The sequence below is a fragment of the Candidatus Thiopontia autotrophica genome (assembly GCF_982804495.1).
Genome location: NZ_CEYDPX010000016.1, coordinates 1 through 18,794 on the forward strand (window position 1 = coordinate 1; position 18,794 = coordinate 18,794).

The 18,794-nt window shown below is 49.7% G+C and carries 16 protein-coding genes and 1 other RNA gene; 12 read left to right on the forward strand and 5 right to left on the reverse strand.

Going from position 1 to position 18,794, the window contains the following annotated elements; all coding sequences use genetic code 11:
* Positions 1 to 47 precede the first annotated feature (47 nt).
* Together ssrA and smpB are read right to left on the reverse strand one after the other, a co-directional pair.
* Positions 48 to 411: a transfer-messenger RNA gene (gene ssrA, locus AC3ZFK_RS05885) on the reverse strand.
* A gap of 51 nt (positions 412 to 462) precedes the next feature.
* Positions 463 to 942, reverse strand: coding sequence for an SsrA-binding protein SmpB (gene smpB, locus AC3ZFK_RS05890; protein ID WP_487507287.1), 480 nt, complete (start codon positions 940 to 942; stop codon positions 463 to 465).
* Positions 943 to 1,365: 423 nt separating this feature from the next.
* On the opposite strand from smpB, the gene AC3ZFK_RS05895 reads away from it, so the two are divergent.
* From AC3ZFK_RS05895 to AC3ZFK_RS05905, 3 genes are all read left to right on the forward strand, one after another.
* On the forward strand, positions 1,366 to 2,724 hold the full coding sequence (locus AC3ZFK_RS05895; RefSeq protein WP_487507288.1) for a sodium-dependent transporter: 1,359 nt from the start codon (positions 1,366 to 1,368) through the stop codon (positions 2,722 to 2,724).
* A gap of 62 nt (positions 2,725 to 2,786) precedes the next feature.
* Entirely contained in the window at positions 2,787 to 3,224 is a 438-nt protein-coding gene (locus AC3ZFK_RS05900) for a type II toxin-antitoxin system RatA family toxin (protein WP_487507289.1), read from the forward strand.
* Positions 3,211 to 3,522 carry an RnfH family protein gene (locus AC3ZFK_RS05905; RefSeq protein ID WP_487507290.1) on the forward strand — a complete coding sequence of 104 codons (312 nt, stop codon included), beginning with the start codon at positions 3,211 to 3,213 and terminating at the stop codon, positions 3,520 to 3,522. Before AC3ZFK_RS05900 ends, AC3ZFK_RS05905 begins: the two co-directional genes overlap by 14 nt.
* Before the next feature lies 1 nt (position 3,523).
* Here the strand turns inward: AC3ZFK_RS05905 and AC3ZFK_RS05910 are convergent, their stop codons facing one another.
* A complete protein-coding gene (locus tag AC3ZFK_RS05910; RefSeq protein WP_487507291.1) occupies positions 3,524 to 4,012 on the reverse strand; it encodes an outer membrane protein assembly factor BamE in 489 nt (162 codons plus the stop codon).
* Between the two features lie 90 nt (positions 4,013 to 4,102).
* Between AC3ZFK_RS05910 and fur the strand changes: the two genes are divergently transcribed.
* A complete protein-coding gene (gene fur / locus AC3ZFK_RS05915; protein WP_487507292.1) occupies positions 4,103 to 4,540 on the forward strand; it encodes a ferric iron uptake transcriptional regulator in 438 nt (145 codons plus the stop codon).
* A 47-nt stretch (positions 4,541 to 4,587) separates the two neighbouring features.
* On the opposite strand, the gene recN is transcribed toward fur, so the two are convergent.
* Both recN and AC3ZFK_RS05925 read right to left on the reverse strand, forming a co-directional pair.
* Positions 4,588 to 6,258: a DNA repair protein RecN gene (gene recN / locus AC3ZFK_RS05920; protein ID WP_487507293.1), complete on the reverse strand. Its 1,671-nt coding sequence runs from the start codon at positions 6,256 to 6,258 to the stop codon at positions 4,588 to 4,590.
* Positions 6,259 to 6,270: 12 nt separating this feature from the next.
* Positions 6,271 to 7,140 carry an NAD(+) kinase gene (locus AC3ZFK_RS05925; protein WP_487507294.1) on the reverse strand — a complete coding sequence of 290 codons (870 nt, stop codon included), beginning with the start codon at positions 7,138 to 7,140 and terminating at the stop codon, positions 6,271 to 6,273.
* Between the two features lie 133 nt (positions 7,141 to 7,273).
* Between AC3ZFK_RS05925 and hrcA the strand changes: the two genes are divergently transcribed.
* From hrcA to greA, 8 genes are all read left to right on the forward strand, one after another.
* Positions 7,274 to 8,323 carry a heat-inducible transcriptional repressor HrcA gene (gene hrcA / locus AC3ZFK_RS05930; protein WP_487507295.1) on the forward strand — a complete coding sequence of 350 codons (1,050 nt, stop codon included), beginning with the start codon at positions 7,274 to 7,276 and terminating at the stop codon, positions 8,321 to 8,323.
* Between the two features lie 115 nt (positions 8,324 to 8,438).
* On the forward strand, positions 8,439 to 9,044 hold the full coding sequence (gene grpE / locus AC3ZFK_RS05935; RefSeq protein ID WP_487507296.1) for a nucleotide exchange factor GrpE: 606 nt from the start codon (positions 8,439 to 8,441) through the stop codon (positions 9,042 to 9,044).
* 230 nt (positions 9,045 to 9,274) lie between these two features.
* On the forward strand, positions 9,275 to 11,197 hold the full coding sequence (dnaK, locus tag AC3ZFK_RS05940; RefSeq protein WP_487507297.1) for a molecular chaperone DnaK: 1,923 nt from the start codon (positions 9,275 to 9,277) through the stop codon (positions 11,195 to 11,197).
* Between the two features lie 222 nt (positions 11,198 to 11,419).
* A complete protein-coding gene (gene dnaJ, locus AC3ZFK_RS05945) occupies positions 11,420 to 12,562 on the forward strand; it encodes a molecular chaperone DnaJ (protein ID WP_487507298.1) in 1,143 nt (380 codons plus the stop codon).
* Between the two features lie 194 nt (positions 12,563 to 12,756).
* The gene (dapB, locus tag AC3ZFK_RS05950) at positions 12,757 to 13,569 is read left to right on the forward strand and encodes a 4-hydroxy-tetrahydrodipicolinate reductase (RefSeq protein ID WP_487507299.1); all 813 of its coding nucleotides are present in this window, start codon (positions 12,757 to 12,759) and stop codon (positions 13,567 to 13,569) included.
* A gap of 307 nt (positions 13,570 to 13,876) precedes the next feature.
* On the forward strand, positions 13,877 to 15,052 hold the full coding sequence (gene carA, locus AC3ZFK_RS05955) for a glutamine-hydrolyzing carbamoyl-phosphate synthase small subunit (protein ID WP_487507089.1): 1,176 nt from the start codon (positions 13,877 to 13,879) through the stop codon (positions 15,050 to 15,052).
* Positions 15,052 to 18,282, forward strand: coding sequence for a carbamoyl-phosphate synthase large subunit (carB, locus tag AC3ZFK_RS05960; RefSeq protein ID WP_487507066.1), 3,231 nt, complete (start codon positions 15,052 to 15,054; stop codon positions 18,280 to 18,282). The genes carA and carB overlap by 1 nt, the downstream gene beginning before the upstream one ends.
* Positions 18,279 to 18,758, forward strand: coding sequence for a transcription elongation factor GreA (gene greA / locus AC3ZFK_RS05965; protein ID WP_487507067.1), 480 nt, complete (start codon positions 18,279 to 18,281; stop codon positions 18,756 to 18,758). The genes carB and greA overlap by 4 nt, the downstream gene beginning before the upstream one ends.
* Positions 18,759 to 18,794 lie beyond the last annotated feature (36 nt).

The window sequence follows — 18,794 nt, forward strand, 5'->3', positions numbered from 1 at the left end:
AAAAAGCCCTAATGGCTGGTGAGGGCTCATTAGGGCTATTTACAAGATGGTGGAGATGGCGGGAGTCGAACCCGCGTCCGCGAATCCTCCGCCTTCGGCTCTACATGCTTATCCCGGTCTATTAGTTTAGCTATCTGCTACCCGACGGGCAGGGAGAACAGATAGCGAGCTCAGATAAGTGTTTAACAAATCCACACTGAACATGCTTCATTGCGATCTTATGAGAGTCGACGCCTGGAATCTGAACGCATAAGCACGGCTTCAGTCAGACGGCATTCTACTGGTTATTAAGCAGCGAGTGCGTAGTTGTCGTCGTTGGCAACTATAAAAGTGCAGAATGATTTACGAGGTGTCTACATCCTCGGCATGCACCTCAGGTTTTGTAACCCACGTCGAAGCCAGGTCATCCCCTAAAGTTGTATATCTTTGACCAGTATAACGTGGAATAGTTTCCTTAGGAAGCTATGAGTGTTTGAGAATACGGTTCTGTTCACGTTTCCAGTCACGATCCTTGATGGCAGCCCGTTTATCGTGGTCCTGTTTACCTTTGGCAAGCCCTACCTCCAGCTTGGCTCTGCCATGTTTCCAGTAGATGGCAAGGGGGACCAGAGTATAGCCTTTGCGATCAACCAGACCAATCAGACGATCCAGCTCTCGGCGATGCATTAACAGTTTTCTGCTACGTAGTGGGTCTGGATGGATGTGAGTGGATGCAGTTGTCAAGGGAGATATGTGGGCACCAAACAGATATGCCTCTCCGTCACGCACCAGGACGTAGCTCTCTTTTATCTGGATACGCCCATCTCTCAGGCTTTTTACCTCCCACCCTTCAAGAGCGATGCCGGCCTCGTAGCTATCCTCAATAAAGAAGTCATGGCGTGCCTTCTTGTTCAGAGCGATGGTTTTCCCACCGTTATGTTTCTTCTTCTTTGATTTTGCCATGGCAATTATTATACCTAAATCCTGTAAGTGATCGTGCCTGATATGTGCAATACATTGATTCGTAGAGCGAATTTTAGACCGCGCGGTATACTTGTTGATATACCCAAGAGAGAAAATATCGCTATACGGATCAAGTGATTGTGCAGAGTAGGTGCGAGCACTTGCAGGACTTAGGTTATATCTGTGATGATTTGAGAATCAGTGATTAATCAGTCACAATTCAGCAGGATTAAATGTAGGTAGTGTAGGTAAATATAAATAGTTGCATAAGTTGATGCATACCCTTTTCAGGGGTGTCGATAGCCAGGGACGGCTATCGTCGAGCGAACAGGGATGTTGTATAGCGCACCCTGAAAAGGGTATGCATCAACTTATGCAACGCTTGATACTTGAAAAGTTTGATACAGAAAGAGGAGTATGTTTATGGTTGAGGCACGTAACTCAATTCATGGTCAATGGTCATCCCGTTGGGCATTTGTACTTGCTGCAACCGGCTCTGCAGTTGGCCTGGGCAATATCTGGAAGTTTCCATATATTACAGGTGAGAATGGTGGTGGGGCATTTGTACTGGTATACCTGCTCTGTATTGCGGTAGTTGGAGTTCCTGTAATGATGTCAGAGATCATGTTGGGGCGCCGTGGTAGACAGAGCCCAATCAATACCATGCGTACTCTGGCACGTGAGGAGGGGAGAAGTGGTGGTTGGCAGATATTGGGGTTTTCCGGAGTGTTGGCTGGATTCCTTATCCTCTCGTTCTACAGTGTAATTGCCGGATGGGCACTCTCTTACGTGGTTAGTGCTGTTGGTGGTACATTCACTGCAATTACTGCGGAGCGCTCAGGAGAGATTTTTGGTGAGCTGGTCTCTAACCCTGGTGTGCAGCTGTTTTGGCATACCCTGTTTATGGGGATCACCATGTTTGTGGTTGCCCGTGGAGTTCGAGAGGGTCTGGAGCGAGCAGTCCGTCTGCTGATGCCGGCACTGTTTGTCCTGTTATTGGTTCTGGTGGGGTATGCCATGAATTCTGGTGGTTTTATGCAGGGGGTACATTTCCTGTTTGATGCCGATTTCAGCAAAATTACAACTGATGGCGTATTGATTGCTTTGGGACATGCGTTTTTCACCCTCAGTCTGGGGATGGGGGCAATCATGATCTATGGGTCATATCTACCTGAGAATGTCTCAATTACCCAGGCAACATTTACAGTTGCCATTGCAGATACAGTGGTTGCGCTGCTTGCAGGCATGGCGATCTTCCCTATTGTATTTGCCAACTCACTAGAGCCAGGGGCTGGACCAGGGCTGATTTTTCAAACCTTGCCGGTTGCCTTTGGGGCAATGCCGGGCGGGTTGTTCTTTGGTACTCTCTTCTTTATTCTGTTGGTTTTTGCCGCCTGGAGCTCGGCAATATCCATTATTGAGCCGGTAGTGGCATGGCTGGTGGAGAGTCGTGGCATGAGCCGCAAGAGGGCATCCATTGTATCCGGTCTGATTACCTGGTTGCTGGGAATTGCTACAGTTCTCTCATTCAATCTCTGGTCTGAGTTAAAGCTATTTGACAAGACAATCTTTGATCTGCTGGATTATCTGACAACTAATATAATGTTGCCACTTGGTGGGTTGATGATTGCCCTGTTTGCAGGGTGGGCCATGAAAAATAGTCACTCCATGGGAGAGCTGGGATTAAAGCGATCTGGATATAAAATATGGCAGATACTGGTACGTTATGTGACCCCTGTTGCCATCCTGGTTGTGTTCCTCAACAAGATTGAGTTAATTTAAGGTTAGGAGATGACTGATTTAGAAATGAGTTATTCAGAAATGAGTGGTTCAGAGCTGTCCTGGTGACTACCATTCGAAGAAGTGCGTTGGTCGCACACTCCAGTCAGGAGATGTTTGCTCTGGTGAATGATGTGCCGTCATATGCATTATTTCTGCCGTGGTGTGGTGGGAGCAGAGTTTTGGAGGATGGTAAGGAGGAGAAGGTTGCAGAGGTTGATATCGCCTTCAGGGGGGTAAGTCAGTCATTTTCAACCAGAAACCGACTGGATGAGGGAAAATCAATTGATATGGTTTTGGTTGATGGCCCATTTAAACAGCTGGAAGGGAGATGGGAGTTTGAGCCGCTGAGTGATAGTGCATGCAAGATTTCACTCTCCGTAGAGTTCAAGTTCTCCAGTCGTGTGGCTGAGGTGGCAATTGGACCACTGTTTAGTCAAATTACAGGGTCAATGGTCGATGCATTTGTAGAGCGAGCAACAGAGGTTTATGGCAATGGATGAGAAAATGGTGGTCGAGGTGGCCTACGCACAACCAGATGAGCAGTTGATCCTGGAGGTTATGGTAGATCCAGAGACAACTGTGGAGAAGGCAGTAGAGACCTCAGGAATCCTGAATCGTTTTCCAGACATTGAATTTGATAGCGTGAATATGGGGATTTTTGGAAAAAGTGTTCGTCGGGACCGGATATTGCAGGAGGGAGATAGAGTAGAGATTTATCGTCCCCTTATCGCAGACCCCAAGGAGGTTAGGCGTCAGCGTGCTGCTGCAGGAAAAAAGATGAAGAAGGGTGGTGGGTAGCCTATTTGGTTACCTCAAGATCACCAATCTCAACACTCGCCGAGGGTGCACTATCCGGTTTTGTGGCTACGGTTGGCATCAGATCCCCCTCTGTACGAACAAGCTTGTTCTGTTCAAAGAATAGAGTAATTCGTTGTTGCTTCTCAAGCTTGCCGTCACTCTTTTTGCTATAGAAATAGTCCCAGCGCTCCTGATGGAATGGGTCGATGATTAGTGGAGAGCCCATTACATAGCGAACCTGACGTTTGTTCATTCCAGGTTTTAGCTGATTCACCATGTTCTGTTCAACGATATTTCCCTGGTGGATGTCAGCTCGATAGATGCTGACCCCGGGGAGATCCGGAATTGAGAACTCGGGAATAGAGAAGTTGAGCAGCTTTATTTCACCCATGGTCTTGCCAAGAAGGTTATCCGCTGTGGTATCTTTTGTCGTGGAGCACCCTGAAATAGTTAGCATAAGGATAAGGGCAGGGATGAGATTACTTTTCATTTCGTTTATTATCTTTGAATAATCGGTGATCAATTAATGTTGTGGCAGATAATCATACTGTATTTATAAAACTTAGGGGAAGTATAAACAATGTCGAACCATGGATCAGAAGCACAGCTGTTAAGGAGGGATGAGATAAAGGGTGCAGGACTGAAGGTTACCCTGCCCCGGATGAAGATTCTGGCTCTGCTGGAGACAAGTAGCCGGGTCCATATGAGTGCGGAGGATGTATATCGTAAACTTCTGGATATGGATGAGGATATTGGTCTGGCAACAGTCTATCGTGTGTTGACCCAGTTTGAGGGTGCGGGGTTGGTTAAGCGCCACCACTTTGATACCGGCCACTCTGTTTTCGAGCTGGAGCATGGGGATCACCACGACCACCTGTTATGTATCAAGTGCAGTCAGGTGGAGGAGTTTGTGGATGAGATGATAGAGAAGCATCAGAAATCCATCGCCAAGCAGCGCGGGTTTGTCATTACAGACCATTCACTTGTTATCTATGGTATCTGTAGCAGCTGCCAGTAACCAAAGACTTCCGGTGACGCATGCATCTAAGCAACTGCTCCAGCAAATTATCCCAGCATCTCTTCGGCGTGCGCACGACTCTGAGGGGTGATTTTGACTCCACCAACCATACGGGCAATCTCTTCAGTCCGTTCCTTGTTGCTTAACAACTTTGTAGTGCTAACAGTCCTGTTCTCTTTGTCGAGCTGTTTGTCAATTTTCAGGTGATAGTGCCCCTGTGCTGCAACCTGGGGAAGATGGGTTACACAGAGAATCTGGGTATGGTTACCAAGCGAGCGTAACTTCTTCCCGACCTGTTCTGCGGTGCCTCCACCAACTCCGCTATCTACCTCATCAAAGATAAGGGTCGGGGTCTCTCCCCGATTGGCAGATGCAATCTGAATGGCCAGGCTGATTCTCGAAAGCTCTCCACCAGAGGCAACTTTTGCCAGAGGGTGTAGCTGCTCCTCACCATTTGTGCTGACCTGAAATTCAACCTCATCACTGCCATGGGATCGAAAAACACCATCAGACAGTGAAGTGATGACAATCTTGAGGTTCCCATGCTCCATTCCAAGAGAGTGAATCTCTTTGGATACCTCTTGTTGCAGTCTCTTTGCTGCCTTGATTCGCATCTGATGGAGATTTTCAGATATCTCTGAACATTTGTTCTCTGCCAGCACTATCTCCTCTCTGATGTTTTCCGACTGCTGGTCAGCTGTACGTAGCTGTTCTTGTTGCTGTTGCAGCTCAGACTGTTTTTTCAGGAGCTCCTCCGGACTACATCGATGTTTCCTTGCCAGGTCAGATATATCTGACAACCGCTCATTAAGCCACCGCAGCCGCTCTGGATCCAGAGCGTAGCTCTCCATCTGTAAGTGTAGCTCTGAGGCAATCTCCTCTGACTGGAGTACAGCATCCAGTAGACTCCTTCTGAGTGGCTCAATCTCCGGATCCAGCTCCTCCAGTGACTCCATCCTGGCAACGGCACGATAGAGTTGTTGGACAGCACTCTGTTCTTCATCCTCTCCATTAATAAGGTTATGTATCTGCCTGCCATGTTCCAGCAACTGCTCTCCGTTGGCAAGGCGAGACTGCTCCTTCTCCAGCTGAGAAAGCTCATCAAGATTTAATCCAAGGTTATCAAACTCCTGTAGCTGAAAATCGAGCAGTGCAAGGCGATCACGACGTTCAGCCATATTCTCTCTGAGAGTCTCTTCCCTCCCTGTTAGTTGCTCCCACAGAGCAAACTGTCCGGACATCGCTGTTAGCAGAGACTCCACGTTTGCATACTGATCAAGCAGGTGCAGTTGCTCCCCCCTCTGCAGGAGACGTTGATGGGCGTGCTGTCCCTGAATATCTATCAGCATGGATGAGAGGTTGCGTAGTGACTGGGTAGTGGTGGGAGTTCCATTGATAAATGCCCTGGAACGGCCGTCTCTCCTGATGATGCGGCGCAGAATGAGCTCTTCTGGTTCTGGTGTCTCCAGTTCGTTCAGTCTCATCCAGTCAAGGATATCTGTTGTCAGGTTATGGAAGGTGGCAACAATCTCGGCCTGATCGCAGTCATGACGAATAAGGTTGTTTTCTGCGCGACCTCCCATGGCAAGACCAAGTGCATCAAAGATTATCGACTTTCCTGCGCCAGTCTCTCCGGTCATCACGGTTAGACCACTATGAAAGTCCATTTCCATCTCCGTAACGAGAACAAAATTACGGATAAAAAGGTGGCTAAGCATCAGCTGAGGGCGCTATCCTGACCAGCCGAGTTTCTGCCGCAACACCTGAAAAGAGCTGTAGCTTGGTGGATGGATAAGTCGTATGGCATGGTCGTAACGTTCCACCACAATTTTGTCTCCAGCAACCAGGGTCTCATTGCTCTGCCCGTCTCTGGTTACCTGTGCATGTCCACTGGGCCCCATTATGGTTACTTCAATCTTGCTGTTGCCCGGCACCACAATTGGTCTGTTACTCAATGTGTGCGGACAGATTGGTACCAAAACAATAGCCTGTAGTGTTGGAGAGAGAAGTGGACCACCACCAGATAGCGCATAAGCAGTTGAGCCTGTGGGGGTGGATACGATCAATCCATCCGAGCGTTGGCGGTTTACAAACTCGCCATCGATATGGGTCTCAAACTCTATCATCCTGGCGATATCCAGTTTATGGACAACAACATCATTTAGCGCAGCCCCTTTAGAGATATATTCGCCGTCACGCAGAATCGAGCCGCTAATCAGACAGCGCTTCTCTTCAATAAAGTCACCCCGCAGAATCTCTTCCATGTGGGCATTAATCTGTGCTGGTGCTATATCGGTAAGAAATCCAAGCCTGCCAAGGTTAACCCCAACCATAGGAATATCAAAACGGGCAAGAGAGCGGGCCGCATTGAGAAATGACCCATCTCCACCAACAACAATGGCGAGATCGCATCTCTCCCCCATCTCCTCCCTGGTAACTACGGGAATATTGTTTTCCGGGTGGCGCTCGGCAGTATCCTTATCAAGAAATAGTTCAAGTTTTTTTTCGAGCAGACAGCGGGTAAGAGAGAGCAGAGTCTCCCCAACTGTGGGGGCACCAAATTTCCCGATAATGCCGATTTTTTTAAATCGATACTCCATACGCTCCTCTCTGCAATATTCAATTTCAAGTTGAAAGCTGGCACTCAATAGTAACGAGTGCTAACCTTCGCCTCCTTCGGTTATCTTAAACAATTTACCACTCTTCGACACCACTTTTGAACATCACTTTTTTATGAGTAGCGGGACTTCTCTTACTGATCGGGCACAACATCTACTGAAGGTTTTGGTTGAACATCACATTCGTGATGGACGTCCCGTTGGTTCAACAACTCTTTCCAGGGACTCAGGCTTACAAGTTAGTGCGGCTACTATCCGCAATACCATGTCTGATCTTGAGAAGAGAGGATTGATTCACTCTCCGCACACATCAGCTGGGCGCATTCCAACTCAGAAGGGTTATCGTCTTTTTGTAGATAATCTGGTCAGGGTTCAGCCTCTTGAGAATGTCCAGATTAATAAGCTGGAGAGTGAGATTTCAGGGTTTGAGAAGAGTACAACTGAGGTGCTCTCAACCGCCTCATCTCTGCTTGCTCAATTGACCCAGATGGCAAGTGTGGTCATGGTTCCCAGACATAGTCGCGTGATTTTGCGTCAGCTGGAGTTCCTTCCTCTATCTGAGGGCAGGGTTCTGGCGATTTTGGTGACTAATGGTAATGAGGTGCAAAACAGAATATTGCAGACTGAGAGGGTGTTCTCGGAATCTGAATTGCGTCAGGCAGCAAACTGGTTTAATCAGACTTTTGTTGGCAAGGAGCTCTCGGTTGTTCGTGAACAGTTGGTGCAGGAGTTGGAGCGTGCCAGAGGAGATATGGATGGGGCAATGCAGGGTATCGTGGAGATAGCTCAGCAGGCTGTGGTTTCAGGCAAGAAAGATCGGGAGAATGTAATGGTTTCCGGTAGATCCAGGCTGATGGAGTACAGTGAGTTGTGCGAGATGGATCGTCTACGTCAGTTATTTGCCGCTTTCAGTGAAAAAAGGGACATGATCCATCTATTGGATCAATGTATGGAGGCGGATGGGGTTCAGGTCTTTATTGGAGAAGAGTCTGGCTATCAGTCATTTGATGAATGCAGTGTGGTAACAGCCCCTTATCGTCATGGTGATGAGATTGTGGGCGTATTGGGTGTGATTGGCCCTACCAGAATGGCATACGATCGGGTGATTCCAGTAGTAGATGTAACAGCAAAAGTTTTAGGTTCTGCCTTGAATTCCATGGGGTAGCCCCCATAGGATAACTTGTGAGGGAGATCTGTTTGGGTCACGAAGTGATTTACATCAGAGTTTCCCTATCATAATGGTTTGTCACCAAATTAAAGAGAAGTAAAAGGATGTTGGAATGAGCAAAAAGGAAGTAGTGGATCCGGAGGAGTTGATAATCAGGGAAGATACTCCTGAACAGGATGCTGAGGATGTGGTGGATGAGTCTGTTTCTGATGCTGCTGGGGAGGACTCAGAGGAGAGTGCGGACCAGGCACCAGATCTGGAGGAGCCAGAGTCAGAGCTGGATAAGGCAAAAGCAGAGGTTGTTGAATACAGAGACAGAATGGCACGATTACAGGCAGAGATGGAGAATCTCCGCAAAAGGACAGCTCGTGATATTCAAAACGCACATAAATTTGCGCTTGAGTCATTCGCCAAAGAGCTGCTCTCTGTTGCAGACAGTATGGATCTGGGGATGCAAGCTGCAGGTGATACTGATGATGTCTCTTCAATTATCGAGGGGATGGAGCTGACAAGCAAGCAGCTGTTTGGGGTGTTGGAGAAGTTCAATGTTGAGATTATGGATGCACAAGGTATGCGCTTCGATCCAGAGCAGCATGAGGCGATGACCATGGTGCCAAATCCGGATATGGAGCCAAATACGGTGATGGATGTTATTCAGAAAGGGTATACACTGAATGATCGCCTATTGAGGCCGGCAAGAGTGATTGTAAGTTCTTGAATAAAATCCTTGAAAAGATCAAAACAGCCCCCATGTTATTGGACAGGTTGCTTTAACAGAGATAAATAAGGAACCTCTGAAAAAGCTTAATGAGATGGAGGTTTGGGAGAAGGGCTCTACTATAACCCTGCCCCCATAGAATAACTTGTGAGGGAGATCTGATTTGGTCACGAAGTGACTTAATCAAAGCTTCCATAACTTATTGAAAGAATTGTAATTGGAGAATATAGATGGGAAAGATTATCGGAATTGACTTGGGAACAACCAACTCCTGTGTGGCGGTACTGGAGGGTGGCAAGGCACGAGTAATTGAGAATAGTGAGGGTGCTCGTACTACACCATCAGTAATTGGATATACCAATGATGACGAGGTTCTGGTTGGACAGTCTGCAAAACGTCAGGCGGTTACCAATCCACACAATACCCTGTTTGCCATCAAGCGGCTGATCGGGCGCCGTTTTGAGGACAAGGTTGTGCAGAAGGATATTGATCTGGTCCCATATAAAATTGTCAAGGCAGACAATGGAGATGCCTGGGTTCAGGTTGGTGACAAGAAGATGGCTGCCCCCGAGGTCTCAGCTCGTGTTCTGCAGAAGATGAAAAAGACTGCCGAGGAGTATCTGGGTGAGGACGTCACCGAGGCCGTAGTAACTGTTCCCGCATATTTCAATGACTCCCAGCGTCAGGCGACCAAGGATGCAGGCAAGATTGCTGGCCTTGAGGTTAAGCGAATCATCAACGAGCCAACCGCAGCGGCACTGGCCTACGGTATGGACAAAAAGGAGGGAGATCGCACCATCGCTGTTTATGATTTGGGTGGCGGCACTTTCGATGTCTCTATTATCGAGATTGCAGAGATTGACGGGGAACATCAGTTTGAGGTGTTGGCAACCAATGGAGACACTTTCCTTGGAGGCGAGGATTTTGACAACCGCATCATGGACTACCTGGTTGATGAGTTCAAAAAGGATCAGGCTGTTGATCTATCCAAGGATCCAATGGCACTGCAGCGTCTGAAAGAGGCTGCAGAGAAGGCGAAGATCGAGCTCTCCTCCAGCTCACAGACTGATATCAATCTGCCATATGTTACCGCTGATGCATCGGGCCCCAAACATATGAATATCAAGATGACCCGCGCCAAGCTGGAGTCTCTGGTAGATGATCTGGTACAACGCTCTATCGAGCCGTGTCGTGTTGCACTCAAGGATGCAGGGCTATCTGCCTCCGATATTGGTGATGTGATACTGGTTGGTGGACAGACCCGTATGCCCAAGGTGCAGGAGCAGGTTCAGGCATTCTTTGGTAAGGAGCCGCGCAAGGATGTAAATCCGGATGAGGCAGTAGCGATGGGCGCAGCAATTCAGGGTGGTGTTCTGGCGGGAGATGTAAATGACGTCCTGTTGCTGGATGTGACTCCGCTCTCTCTGGGAATTGAGACTCTTGGTGGAGTAATGACCAAGTTGATCGAAAAAAATACTACGATTCCAACCAAGGCTCAGCAGGTCTTCTCTACTGCAGATGACAATCAGAACGCAGTTACGGTTCATGTGCTGCAGGGTGAGCGTGAGCAGGCCTCTGCAAACAAGTCGCTGGGCCGTTTTGATCTGGCCGATATCCCACCTGCGCCACGTGGCACCCCTCAGATTGAGGTAAGCCTCGATATTGATGCTAACGGTATCCTCAATGTATCTGCAAAAGACAAAAATACAGGAAAAGAGCAGTCAATCGTAATCAAGGCATCCAGTGGCCTTAGTGATGAAGAGATTGAGAAGATGGTAAATGATGCAGAGGCACATGCTGATGAGGACAAGAAGTTCCATGAGCTGGTTAATGCACGAAACCAGGCTGATGCCCTGATCCACTCTACTCGCAAAACCATGGAAGAGGCGGGTGACCAGGTTGAGGCGGATGAGAAGAGTGCGATTGAATCTGCAATCTCTGATCTTGAGTCTGTGATCAAGGAAGATGATGTGGCAGTGATTGAGGAGAAAACCAAGGCATTAACCGAGGCATCCTCAAAGATGGCAGAAAGGATGTATAGCCAGTCTGATGCAGCAGGTGCTGCCGCTGGAGCAGCGGCAGGTGATGCCGGCTCATCTGCAGATGATGATGTAGTTGATGCCGAGTTTGAAGAGGTTGATGACAAAAAGTAATACAGCCCATTAAACAGGCGTGTACCGCCATTCCCGCGAAGGCAGGAATCTAGTGAGCAGACTGTAAGTGGTCTGCTTTTCCTGGATTCCTGCCTTCGCGGGAATGACGTTCTGAACCATAACCCTTCCCCCATAGGATAACTTGTGAGGGAGATCAGATTGGGTCACGCAGTGACTTAATCAGAGCTTCCCTGGATGATTAATAACTAACCAAAAAACAACATGTCTAAAAGAGATTACTATGAAGTGCTGGGGGTTGACCGTAACGTAAGTGAGGGAGATCTGAAGAAATCATATCGTCGTATGGCGATGAAATATCATCCTGATCGTAACCCTGATAGTGAAGATGCCGAAGCAAAGTTCAAAGAGCTGAAAGAGGCTTATGAGGTTCTGAGTGATTCCCAGAAACGTGCAGCCTACGACCAGTTTGGGCATGCGGGAGTTGATCCATCAATGGGTGGGGGCCAGGGCGGCGGTTTTGGCGGCGGTGGTTTTGGAGGGTTTGAGGATATCTTTAGCGATATTTTTGGTGGTGGCAGAGGTCAAGGAGGAGGGGCTCAGGTTTATCGTGGAGCAGACCTTGCGTATCGGATGGAGCTCTCGCTGGAAGAGGCAGTTGGTGGGGTTACACGTGAGATAAATATTCCAGCAACCGAGACTTGTGACAAATGTAGTGGTACCGGGGCCAAGCCTGGAACCACCCCGGTTACATGTAGCACCTGTGGCGGGGCTGGTAAGGTGAGAATGCAGCAGGGATTTTTCTCGGTTGCTCAGGCCTGTCCAACCTGTCATGGCTCTGGAAAAGAGATCAAGGAGCCATGCACAGCATGTCGTGGGGCAGGCAAGGTCAAAAAGGATAAAACGTTATCGGTCAAGATTCCACCTGGGGTAGATACTGGAGACCGTGTGCGCCTTGGTGGAGAAGGTGAGGCTGGTGAGAATGGGGGCCCATCAGGTGATCTCTTTGTGGAGGTCTCAATAAAGGAACACAAAATATTCAAGCGTGATGGGGATGATCTCTATTGCGAGATTCCAGTTGGGATTGTGACAGCAACCCTGGGCGGTGAGGTAGATGTACCTTGTTTGGGCAACAGTCAGTGTGTCAAACTGAAGATTCCTGCCGAGTCACAGACAGGAAAACTGTTTCGTCTGCGGGGCAAGGGGGTAAAATCTGTACGTAGCCATGGCAAGGGTGATCTTCTCTGCAGGATGATTGTGGAGACACCGATTAAACTAAGCAACAAACAGAAAGAGCTGTTAAGGCAGCTGGATGATTCCCTGAATGAGAAGCGCGAGAAACATAGTCCGCACCACTCTTCGTGGATGGATAAGGTAAAAGGTTTTTTTGAGGATCTGGCCGAATAAAAGGGTATCTGTATATGAATCCTTGCGAAAGTAATCACAACCTCAACCATGCAGCACGCTCAAGCACATCCCTGTGTCGCTCGACTGTGGCCATCCAGGCCACAGACGGCTGCCTGTGTGAGGTTGTGATTACTTTCGCAAGGATTCATAGTAGAGTGCAGAATATTGGAATGTAGAGCTTTATAGAGAAAACAATGAAAAATAGTGTATCTATCTCAATAACAGGTGCTGGAGGAAGAATGGGGCGTAGCTTGATCGAGGCTACAACTGATGAACCAACGGCAACCCTGGTCTCAGCCATTGAGCACGGCGAGAGTAGTTATCTCGGCGTGGATTCTGGTGAGTTGGCAGGAGTTGGCAAGAGTGGTGTAGTTATAGATTCCGATGCCAAGGCTGCATTGAATGGGGCGGATGTTTTGATAGATTTCACCCGTCCCGCAGTGACTTTGACGAATATCGAGCTCTGTCGACAGAGTGGCACCAAAATGGTGATTGGCACCACCGGTTTTAGTGATGAGGAGAAGGCGATTATTGAAGAGGCCTCGAAGGATATTGCAATTGTCTTTGCTCCCAATATGAGTGTCGGGGTTAATCTCTGTTTCAAACTGCTTGATATGGCTGCCCGGGTAATGGGTGGTGATGTTGATATTGAGGTTATCGAGGCCCACCATCGTCACAAGATTGATGCGCCCTCAGGAACCGCTCTACGGATGGGAGAGGTGGTTGCCGATGCGCTTGGGAGAGACCTCGGTGAGTGCGCAGTATATGGGCGCGAGGGGGATACTGGAGAGCGTGATCGTGGCACCATAGGTTTTGAGACTATCCGTGCCGGAGATATCGTGGGTGAACATACAGTTATGTTTGCCGATATTGGGGAGCGGGTAGAGATTACCCACAAGGCATCAAGCAGACTCACCTTTGCCAAAGGGGCGGTGCGTGCAGCAGGGTGGCTGATGGAGAGGGAGAGCGGCCTCTTTGATATGCAGGATGTGTTGGGGCTACGTTAGGATCCCTGGTTTTATCAATCCTTGCTAAAGCAGTCGCAACCTCACACAGGCAGCCGTCTGTGGCCTGGATGGCCACAGTCGAGCGACACAGGGATGTGCTTGAGCGTGTTGCATGGGTGATGTTGCGACTGCTTTCGCAAATTCATATAAGAAAACCCCGGTTTTTCACGGGTAGGGCATGGACGTTTTACAGCACTCGGAGTAGAATTCGCCAAATCTCCCCATTATGGGCGGATACTGGACCGACTGGAGTTTGAACACGGGACTTGCGTAACAGTAACTCCCGTTTTCTATGCGCGAATCAACTATGGCAACACCTGCAATACTGGCACTGGAAGATGGTAGCCTCTTTTACGGGGAGTCAATTGGTATTTCTGGCAGCACTGCTGTTAAAGCGGTAGGTGAAGTGGTATTCAATACCGCAATGACCGGCTACCAGGAGATCCTGACAGACCCCTCCTATATGCGTCAGATAGTGACGCTCACCTATCCACACATTGGTAATGTTGGAACAAATCCGGAAGATGAAGAGTCACCTGCAGTGATGACTGCAGGGCTGGTTATTCGTGATCGTTCGCAAATTCAGAGTAACTGGCGTAGCAAAGAGACCCTTACAGAGTATCTGGTGCGCAACAATACAGTCGCAATTGCAGGTATAGATACTCGTCGTCTAACCAGAATTCTCAGAGAGAAGGGTGCACAGAGCGGCTGCATAGTTGCAGGTGACCAGATTGATGAGAATGCCGCCATTGCGGCAGCAAAGGCCTTTCCCGGACTGCAGGGTATGGATCTGGCCAGAGAGGTAACTACCGACAGACAGTACGATTGGGCCCAGGGGAGTTGGGAGCTCGAAGAGGGGTTGCCGGCACCGGTAGAGAACCCATCCTCACTGCCATGGCATGTTGTGGTCTATGACTATGGGGTCAAGCGCAATATCCTCCGCATGCTGGTGGATCGTGGCTGCCGTCTGCAGGTGGTGCCGGCCACAACTCCGGTCGAGGAGGTGCTCTCACTCAACCCTGACGGGGTATTCCTCTCTAATGGGCCTGGTGATCCAGAGCCATGCGACTACGCACAGAACAGTATCAAACGACTGCTTGACGAAAAGATGCCGCTGTTTGGCATCTGTCTTGGTCATCAGTTACTCTCCCTGGCCAGTGGTGCCAAAACAGAGAAGATGAAATTTGGCCACCACGGTGCCAACCATCCTGTTCAATCACTGCAGGGTGGAGAGGTGATGATCACCAGTCAGAACCACGGTTTTGCAGTTGATGAAAATAGCCTACCAGAAAACCTGATAGCAACTCATAGATCTCTCTTTGACAAGTCCCTGCAGGGGGTAGAGCGAACCGACTGTCCCGCATTCAGCTTTCAGGGGCATCCCGAGGCGAGCCCCGGCCCCCATGATGTAGCCCCACTATTTGACCACTTTATTGAGTTGATGCAGCAGGCGCGTGACGCAGCTGAGCAGGGAGTCGAGTAATGCCAAAGCGTACCGACATTAAAAGCATTCTGATTATTGGCGCAGGCCCGATTGTTATTGGGCAGGCGTGTGAGTTTGACTACTCTGGTGCCCAGGCCTGCAAGGCACTGCGTGAGGAGGGGTTCCGGGTAATTCTGGTTAACTCAAATCCCGCAACCATCATGACCGATCCGGAGATGGCGGACTCGATCTACATTGAGCCAATTCACTGGGAGACGGTTGAACGAATTATCGAGAAAGAGCGCCCCGATGCACTGCTTCCAACCATGGGTGGGCAGACAGCACTGAACTGTGCGCTTGATCTGGAGCGTGAAGGTGTGTTGGAGAAGTACGATGTAGAGATGGTTGGTGCAACCAGCAACGCCATCGACAAGGCTGAGGATCGTGAGCGTTTTCGTGATGCGATGCACAAGATCGGTCTGGATACCCCAGATTCTGATATTGCCCACAGCATGGAGGAGGCACGGCAGGTGCAGGCCTCTCTCGGTTTTCCGGTAATTATTCGCCCCTCGTTCACCATGGGCGGAAGTGGTGGTGGCATTGCCTACAATCGTGAGGAGTTTGCCGAGATCTGTGAGCGTGGTCTTGACCTCTCCCCAACCAATGAGTTGCTGATCGAAGAGTCGGTGCTGGGTTGGAAAGAGTATGAGATGGAGGTGGTGCGTGACCACAAGGATAACTGCATCATCATCTGCTCAATCGAGAATTTTGATCCCATGGGGGTTCATACCGGTGACTCCATAACCGTTGCCCCGGCACAGACCCTTACTGACAAGGAGTACCAGATCATGCGTAACGCCTCACTGGCGGTACTGCGTGAGATTGGTGTTGATACTGGTGGCTCCAATGTGCAGTTTGCGATCAATCCGGAAAACGGGCGGATGATCATCATCGAGATGAACCCAAGGGTCTCCCGTTCATCAGCACTGGCATCCAAGGCGACCGGATTCCCGATTGCCAAAATCGCCGCCAAGCTGGCAATTGGCTACACCCTCGATGAGCTCCAGAATGAGATTACCGGTGGTGCCACCCCGGCATCATTTGAGCCGTCGATTGACTATGTGGTCACCAAGATTCCCCGCTTCACCTTTGAGAAATTCCCCCAGGCAGAGGCAACCCTTACTACCCAGATGAAATCGGTGGGTGAGGTGATGGCAATTGGCCGCACCTTCCAGGAGTCGCTGCAGAAGGCACTTCGGGGGCTGGAGACAGGCGCTGACGGGCTGGATGAGAAGATTGCACTGGATGCAGACAATCTGAAAGAGACTCTGCGTAAACAGTTGCGGGTACCAGGGCCCGAGCGGATCTGGTATGTGGCGGATGCCTTCCGTGCCGGCTGGTCGATGGAAGAGATCTTTGAGGCAACCTGGATTGACCCCTGGTTCCTGGTGCAGATTGAGGATCTGCTTAAGGATGAGAGAGAGGTTGCAGCAGGTGTGCTAAATGACCTTGATGCGCTGCAGATGAAACTGCTGAAGCGCAAAGGGTTCTCGGACCGACGTCTGGCAACTCTACTGAAGAGTGATGAATATACAGTACGTAGCCATCGTCACCAGCTGGGTATACGCCCGGTATTCAAGCGGGTCGACACCTGTGCCGCAGAGTTCCCCACAAATACCGCCTATATGTACTCCACCTATGAGGAGGAGTGTGAATCCAACCCCTCGGACAATAACAAGATCATGGTGCTTGGTGGCGGCCCCAACCGGATTGGCCAGGGGATTGAATTCGACTACTGTTGTGTCCACGCGGCGCTGGCAATGCGCGAGGATGGATACGAGACCATTATGGTCAACTGTAATCCAGAGACCGTCTCCACTGACTATGACACCTCTGACCGACTCTACTTTGAGCCCCTTACTCTGGAGGATGTGCTGGAGGTTGTTGAGGTTGAAAAACCGGCAGGAGTCATCGTTCAGTATGGTGGTCAGACCCCGCTGAAATTGGCGCTGGATCTGGAGAGGGCAGGGGTTCCGATTATTGGAACCAGCCCTGATGCGATTGATCTGGCAGAGGATAGAGAGCGGTTCCAGCAGGCGCTTAATAAACTGGGTCTGCTACAGCCACCCAACCGTACTGCCCGTGCAGAAGATGAGGCGCTGGTATTGGCAGAGGAGATTGGTTATCCACTGGTTGTACGCCCATCCTATGTGCTGGGTGGACGGGCCATGGAGATTGTTCACGATGCCGAGGGGCTGCAGACCTATTTCCGCGAGGCCGTACAGGTCTCCAATGAGAGCCCAGTGCTGCTGGACCGTTTCCTCAATGACGCAATCGAGGTGGACGTGGATGCAATCTGTGACGGCACCGATGTGGTGATCGGCGGCATCATGCAGCATATTGAGCAGGCCGGAGTTCACTCTGGTGATTCTGCATGCTCACTGCCGCCATATGATCTCTCCGATGAGGTTCAGGATCGTCTACGCGAACAGACTCGTGCAATGGCGCTTGAATTGAAAGTGTTGGGTCTGATGAATGTGCAGTTTGCGATTCAGAGAACCGCTGAGGGAGATAATATCTACGTCCTGGAGGTCAATCCACGTGCATCCCGTACTGTTCCCTTCGTCTCCAAGGCGATTGGACGACCACTGGCCAAGGTAGCAGCCCGCTGTATGGCTGGCCAGAGCCTCAGTGAGCAGGGGGTAACAACAGAGATTGTTCCCGACTACTTCTCGGTCAAGGAGGCGGTATTCCCGTTTGTTAAGTTTCCGGGAGTGGATCCGCTACTGGGGCCGGAGATGAAATCAACCGGAGAGGTGATGGGGGTTGGCCACAGCTTTGGCGAGGCCTTCGCAAAATCACAACTTGCTGCTGGTGGACCTCTTCCCAAATCTGGACGAGCATTCATCAGTGTTCGTGATGGTGACAAAGAGGCGATCATCAAGGTTGCCAGAGAGTTGTCAGATGCCGGATTTGAGCTGGTTGCAACAAGTGGGACCGCAAAATCGCTGAATAGTGCCTCTATCTCCTGCGAACGCATTAATAAGGTAACAGAGGGGCGCCCTCATATTGTGGACCGGATCAAGAATGGCGAGATTGATCTCATCATCAATACTACGGAAGGGAAACATGCAATTTCCGACTCATACTCTATCCGTCGCGAGACACTAAATCAGAAGATTACCTACTTTACAACGGTGGCTGGGGCGCAGGCGGTGGCTTATGCACTCTCCAAGCTGGATGATCGTGAGGTTAATAGGTTACAGGATCTACATGGAGAAGCCTCATGAACACGATTCCATTAACAGTAAAAGGTGCAGAAAAACTTCGTAAGGAGCTACATCACCTTAAATCAGTAGAGCGCCCAGAGGTGGTGGATGCCATTGCCGAGGCACGTGCACACGGGGATCTCAAGGAGAATGCAGAATACCATGCGGCCCGTGAGCAGCAGGGATTTATCGAGGGCAGAATTCAGGATCTTGAAGCAAAGCTTAGTAATGCTCAGGAGATTGATGTCTCTACCTTGCCACAGAATGGACGTGTTGTATTTGGTGTGACTGTAGTATTGGAAGATGAAGATAGTGGAGAAGAGATTACCTACCAGATTGTTGGAGATGACGAGTCTGATATCAAAGAGGGGCGTATATCCATTAATTCACCGATTGCCCGGGCATTAATCGGCAAGGAAGAGGGAGAGCCTGCAGTGGTGCAGACGCCCGGAGGCACCAGAAATCTGGAGATTGTAGAGATTCTATATATTCCCTGAGCTTTTAGGGAGAGCCATATGTGAGCTACTTGTATG